The organism is Cobetia sp. (genome assembly GCF_983723665.1).
Map to the genome: position 1 here is coordinate 4,416 of NZ_CFDJES010000105.1, position 6,052 is coordinate 10,467.

Here is a 6,052-nt window from a genome sequence, read left to right on the forward strand (position 1 = left end):
CTCAGTGGACGTGGGAATAGTCACGTGCGCCGAAGATGGCAGTGCCGAGGCGTACCAGTGTCGCACCTTCAGCGACGGCGGCCTCAAGATCCGCGCTCATGCCCATCGAGAGCGTATCGAGCCGAGCCTGCGGGTAGCTGGCGGCGGGGAAGCGCGCCTGCAGTTGTTCCAACAGCTCGCGCAGCTGGCAGAAGGGTGCGTGACGCTCGGCATCACTGGCATCGGCGGCGCAGGGGGCCGGAATCGCCATCAGGCCGCGCAGGCGCAGCCCGGGCAGCGCGATCACCGTCTCGGCCAGTGCCAGCAGTTCCTGCGGTGCCACGCCAGCCTTGGAGGCTTCGCCGGAGATGTTGACCTGCAGGCAGACATCGAGCGCGCCAAGCTCACCGGGGCGCTGCTCACTCAGGCGGCGTGCGATCTTCTCGCGTTCCACGGTATGCACCCAGGCGAAGTGCTCGGCAATGGCGCGCGTCTTGTTGGACTGGATGGGGCCGATGAAATGCCATTCGATATCGGTGAGGTCCGACAGCGCCTGCTGCTTGTCCAGCGCTTCCTGCAGGTAGTTCTCGCCAAAGGCCCGCTGGCCGGATTGCCAGGCTGCGCGCACCAGCGTGGCGGGTTTGGTCTTGCTGACGGCCAGCACTTGCGCCGAATCAGCGTTGCGTTTACTTGTCTGCAATGCCTTTTCCAGCCGCGCGCGGGCCTCTAGGATACACTGGGTAACACAAGCTTCGTCGTCGGGGACTGCGGTCATGCGGCTCGGCTCCAGAATTTGCGGAACAACCTGGCGATGGCTGGCACGGTATCAGGCGTGTCATCAACAGCATGAGCGTGACAGGCCTGGTGACATGGTGCCCATCGCACTATCTACTGAAGAGTCACTTCACACTTTCACCAGAGTACACAAGACTCGTTGGTACAAGAGCTTCGGTCTTCGCGAGGGAACTGCATGGATATTACCGAACTGCTGGCTTTTTCGGCAAAACAGAACGCGTCGGATCTTCACCTGTCCGCTGGTTTGCCACCGATGATTCGTGTCGACGGTGATGTGCGGCGCATCAACGTGCCGTCAATGGATGACAAGCAGGTGCGCGCGCTGATCTACGAGATCATGAACGACAAGCAGCGCCGTGACTTCGAGGAATTCCTCGAGACCGATTTCTCCTTCGAGGTGCCGGGTGTCTCGCGCTTTCGTGTCAACGCCTTCCATCAGGGGCGTGGCGCGGGGGCCGTCTTCCGTACCATCCCCTCGGAAGTGCTGACGATGGAGGATCTGGGGCTCGGTGAAGCCTTCCGCAAGATGTGCATGCTGCCGCGCGGCCTGATTCTTGTCACCGGGCCGACCGGCTCCGGTAAATCCACCACGCTGGCGGCGATGGTCGATTACATCAACGAGAACAAGTACGACCACATCCTCACCATCGAGGACCCGGTGGAATTCGTGCACCAGTCCAAGCGGTGTCTGGTCAACCAGCGTGAAGTGCACCGTGATACCCACGGCTTCGCGCCGGCGCTGCGCTCGGCGCTGCGTGAAGACCCGGATGTCATTCTGGTCGGCGAGCTGCGAGATCTCGAGACCATCCGCCTGGCACTGACCGCGGCCGAGACGGGCCACCTGGTGTTCGGCACCCTGCACACCACCTCCGCGACCAAGACCGTCGACCGTATCATTGACGTCTTCCCCGGCGAGGAGAAGTCGATGGTGCGCTCGATGCTGTCCGAGTCCCTGCAGGGCGTCATCGCCCAGACACTGCTCAAGAAGATCGGCGGTGGCCGGGTGGCGGCTCACGAGATCATGATCGCGACGCCTGCCATTCGTAACCTGATCCGCGAGGACAAGGTGGCGCAGATGTATTCCTCCATCCAGACCGGTGGCGCCCTGGGCATGCAGACACTGGATGCAGCGCTGACGCGTCTGTTGGCGGAAGGGCTGGTGACCAATGAAGATGCTCAGGCGAAAGCCAAGGGCTTGTTGAGCTGAATTCGCCAGGAGGGCCGACAATCACGTTGCAGGTAGGTGGGGCAGGGGCCGGAACACGTCAACTTTTCAGGTTCATGGGACGGCATTTCAGCGCGAGGCCTTGGGCGCGACTCTCAAGGCGCATATCGGGATACAACTCATGACTCCTCATGAATGGCTGCATGAACTTCTGCAGTTGATGGTCAGCAAGGGCAGCTCGGACCTGTTCATCTCCACCGGCACACCGCCGCAGATGAAGGTCAATGGCCGCATGGTGGCGCTGGGTGACAAGAAGCTGAGTGTCGATCAGGTGAGAGAGCTGGTGCTCGCACCGATGAGTGACATGCAGCGCGAGCGCTTCGAGGAAGAACGCGAGGCCAACTTCGCGCATAGCTTGCCGGGAGTCGGGCGCTTCAGGATCAGCGCCTTCTACCAGCGTAGCCAGATGGGCATGGTGATTCGCCGCATCCAGCTGTCGATTCCCAGCCTGGAAGAGTTGCGGCTGCCGGAGATCATCAAGGGGCTTTCCGAGACCAAGCGTGGTCTGGTGATCTTCGTCGGTGGCACCGGCGCCGGCAAGTCGACCTCGCTGGCGGCGATGATCCAGCACCGCAACCAGACCTCGAGCGGGCATATCATCTGCATCGAAGACCCGATCGAGTATATCCACCCTCACCAGCGCTCCATCGTGACGCAGCGTGAAGTGGGGATCGATACCGAGTCCTTCGAGGTGGCGCTGCGCAATACGCTGCGTCAGGCGCCGGACGTGATCATGATCGGCGAGATCCGCTCGCGTGAGACCATGGAGCACGCGCTGACCTTCGCCGAGACTGGTCACCTGTGTCTTGCGACGTTGCATGCCAACAATGCCAACCAGGCGCTGGACCGCATCATCCACTTCTTCCCGGAGGAGCGTCATGAACAGGTGTGGATGGATCTGTCGCTGAACCTCAAGGGCATCGTGGCCCAGCAGCTGTTGCCTCACAAGAGTGGCAACACCACCCAGCGCGTGCCGGCCATTGAGGTGATGCTGCGTTCACCGCTGATCGTCGACCTGATCCGCAAGGGCGCGGTGGTCGAGATCAAGGACGTCATGAAGCGCTCGCAGCAGCAGGGCATGATGACCTTCGATCAATCGCTGTACGCCTTGCATCAGCAGGGCTTGATCACCGAGGAAGTGGCATTGGCGCATGCCGATTCCGCCAATGACCTGCGCCTGATGATCAAGTTCGGTGATTCCAACAGTGCCCAGGAAGCCCAGCTGGATGTCCTGAATGCCGCCAGTCGCTTCTCGCTGCAAGGGGATGACGACTGAGGCGTGTCGGTGATGTTGGCGTAGAGATCAGCCAATCAAGAGCCGCCCTGCTTCTGAGGAAGAGGGCGGCTTTTTCGTATTCGCTGAGGATCAGCGAGCGTAGAGGCCGCCCAGCACTCTCGGGCCGCTCGCGCCGGTCACGCTGGGCAGGTTGCCGGGGCGCTCCAGTACTCTGCGCGCCGCGAGCCAGGCAAAGGCGCTGGCTTCGAGCAGGTCTGCGTTCCAGCCCATGTCAGCGCAGGACACGAGAGGCGTCGCTTGCTCGCCTTGCGCCAGGCGCTGCTCCAGCTGCGTGAGCAGGGCGCCATTGCGTGCCCCACCACCGCAGGGAGTCAGCGCAGCCAGTGACACGCCGGTCTGCTCCAGTGCCTGCACGATGCTCTCGACAGTCAGGCTCAGGAGCGTGGCCTGCACGTCGGCCGGTGACTCGTCGCCGTTCAGGTGCTGTGCCAACCAGTCGAGATGGAAGTCTTCGCGGCCAGTGCTCTTGGGAAGTGGTCGGCGGAAGTAATCGGCCGACAGCAATCTCTCGAGCAAGTCAGGGATCACCTTGCCGCTGGCGGCCCATTGGCCGTCCTGATCCACCGCGGTGCCACGATGGCGGGCATGCCAGGCGTCCAGCAGGCAGTTGGCGGGGCCGGTATCGAAGCCGATGACGTCAGCCGTGGAGTCCTGAGGGGGAAGTAGCGTCAGGTTGGCGATGCCGCCTAGATTGAGCAGTCCATGCCATTGGTCTGGCTGACTGAAAAGAGCAGCGTGGAAGGCGGGCGCCAGCGGGGCCGCCTGACCGCCGGCGGCCAGATCACGGCGCCGGAAGTCAGCGACGACGGGAATGCCGCACAGCTCGGCCAGCAGACTGGGGTTGTCGAGCTGCAGGGTGTAGGGCGTGTGGCATGGCCGGTCGCTGAAACCGTAGGGGCGATGCTCGATGGTCTGGCCATGGCTGCCAATCGCCGCGATATCGTCTGCACTCAGTTGCTGGCGGGTCAGCAAGCGCGTCACTGCGCTGGCGGCCAGTTCGGCCAACGCCTGCTCGGCGGCGGCGAGATCGGCGAAGCATGCCTCATCACAATGCATCAGCTGCCAGAGTCGAGTCCGCAGTGTTTCGGGCAGCGGCAGGTCGAGCCCATCAATGAAGCGAATCCGTTCGTGGTCTGGCGAGGAGGGAGCGATATCGAGCAAGGCGATATCGAGTCCGTCTAGGCTGGTGCCGGTCATCAAGCCAAGGTAGAGCGCCATTGGGGGTCTCCCGATCATTGGGGGCGTGCAACAGGGGGGTGAAGCTTGTGAGCACGCCGCTCTGCGGCAGGGGGTGCATGCCATGCTCGTCATGCTAACATTCTCGGCCAACATGCCCCGTTACGAGGGGAGCAGCAACGGTCAGAGAGGGCAGGATGAGCGACAAGTCAGTAGTGGAAGCGCTGGAGATCATCAAGCGCGGTACCGATGAGGTGCTGGTCGAGGAAGAGCTGATCAAGAAGCTCGAGTCCGGGCGCAAGCTCAAGGTCAAGGCAGGCTTTGATCCGACGGCGCCGGACCTGCACCTCGGTCATACGGTGCTGATCAACAAGCTGCGCCAGCTGCAGGACCTCGGGCACGAGATCATCTTCCTGATCGGTGATTTCACCGGCCGCATCGGCGACCCCACCGGCAAGAGCGTGACGCGCAAGCCGCTGACCGAAGAGGATGTGAAGGCCAATGCCCTGACGTATCAGGAGCAGGTCTTCAAGATCCTCGACAAGGAGAAGACGCGCATCGCCTTCAACTCCGAATGGATCAACAAGCTCTCCGCGGGTGACATGATCGAGCTGGCGGCCTCCAGTACGGTCGCGCGCATGCTCGAGCGTGACGATTTCGACAAGCGCTATACCGGCAATCAGCCGATCTCCATCCATGAGTTCCTCTACCCGCTGATCCAGGGGTATGACTCCGTGGCACTGGAAGCGGACATCGAGCTTGGCGGCACCGACCAGAAGTTCAATCTGCTGATGGGGCGTGAGCTGCAGCGCCAGCGTGGCCAGGAGCCGCAGGTCGTGATTACCATGCCGATCCTCGAGGGCCTGGATGGCGTGCAGAAGATGTCCAAGTCGCTGGGCAACTACATCGGTATCAACGACCGCCCGGGCGAGATGTTCAACAAGATCGTCTCCATGCCGGATTCGCTGATGTGGCGTTACTTCGAGCTGCTGTCGCTGCGTCCTCTCGATGAAGTGAAGGCGCTGATGGCCAGCATCGATGACGGTGCCAACCCGCGTGATATCAAGATGGAGCTGGCGCGCGAGCTGGTGGCACGCTTCCACGATGAAGAAGCGGCGGCGACGGCGCACCTCTCCAGCGGCAATCAGCTGGCCGACGGCGAGTTGCCGGCGGACATGCCGGATGTCACCGTCAGCCTGGAAGGCGCCGAGGTGGCGCCGATCGCGGCAGTCATCAATCGTGCGGGCCTGGCCAACAACAGTGCCCAGGCCAAGGACATGCTCAAGAATGGTCGCGTGAAAGTGGATGGCGAAGTGGTCGAGCCTTCCTATATGGCACCTTTCGATACTGCCATCGTCATCCAGGCCGGCAAGAAGCGTTACGCACGAGTGACCGTGACGCGCTGAGGTACTGACAGGTATTGAGAAGACGCTGGCGTATGTCGCCTCCAGTTCGGCCCCACCAGACATGGTGGGGCCGAACGTGTTTTGAGTGCCTGACATCATTGCGGCGAGATTCTCTCAAGAAAGCCCTTGCCCTCACGGCGGTTCGTGCGTAAAGTACGCATCCGCTGCCGGGGA

At 62.2% G+C, this 6,052-nt stretch carries 5 protein-coding genes; 3 read left to right on the forward strand and 2 right to left on the reverse strand.

Annotation, left to right across the window (positions count from 1 at the left end):
- Position 1: 1 nt before the first annotated feature.
- Positions 2-754, reverse strand: coding sequence for a YggS family pyridoxal phosphate-dependent enzyme (locus AC4FAH_RS10795; RefSeq protein WP_490246016.1), 753 nt, complete (start codon positions 752-754; stop codon positions 2-4).
- 195 nt (positions 755-949) lie between these two features.
- Between AC4FAH_RS10795 and AC4FAH_RS10800 the strand changes: the two genes are divergently transcribed.
- Both AC4FAH_RS10800 and AC4FAH_RS10805 read left to right on the forward strand, forming a co-directional pair.
- Positions 950-1,981 carry a type IV pilus twitching motility protein PilT gene (locus AC4FAH_RS10800; RefSeq protein WP_043333445.1) on the forward strand — a complete coding sequence of 344 codons (1,032 nt, stop codon included), beginning with the start codon at positions 950-952 and terminating at the stop codon, positions 1,979-1,981.
- Between the two features lie 139 nt (positions 1,982-2,120).
- Entirely contained in the window at positions 2,121-3,275 is a 1,155-nt protein-coding gene (locus tag AC4FAH_RS10805) for a PilT/PilU family type 4a pilus ATPase (RefSeq protein WP_288987299.1), read from the forward strand.
- 90 nt (positions 3,276-3,365) lie between these two features.
- Here the strand turns inward: AC4FAH_RS10805 and AC4FAH_RS10810 are convergent, their stop codons facing one another.
- Complete coding sequence (locus AC4FAH_RS10810; RefSeq protein WP_287024256.1) at positions 3,366-4,514, reverse strand: anhydro-N-acetylmuramic acid kinase; 1,149 nt, start codon at positions 4,512-4,514, stop codon at positions 3,366-3,368.
- A gap of 155 nt (positions 4,515-4,669) precedes the next feature.
- On the opposite strand from AC4FAH_RS10810, the gene tyrS reads away from it, so the two are divergent.
- A complete protein-coding gene (gene tyrS, locus AC4FAH_RS10815; RefSeq protein ID WP_054556461.1) occupies positions 4,670-5,878 on the forward strand; it encodes a tyrosine--tRNA ligase in 1,209 nt (402 codons plus the stop codon).
- The last annotated feature ends 174 nt before the right edge of the window (positions 5,879-6,052 follow it).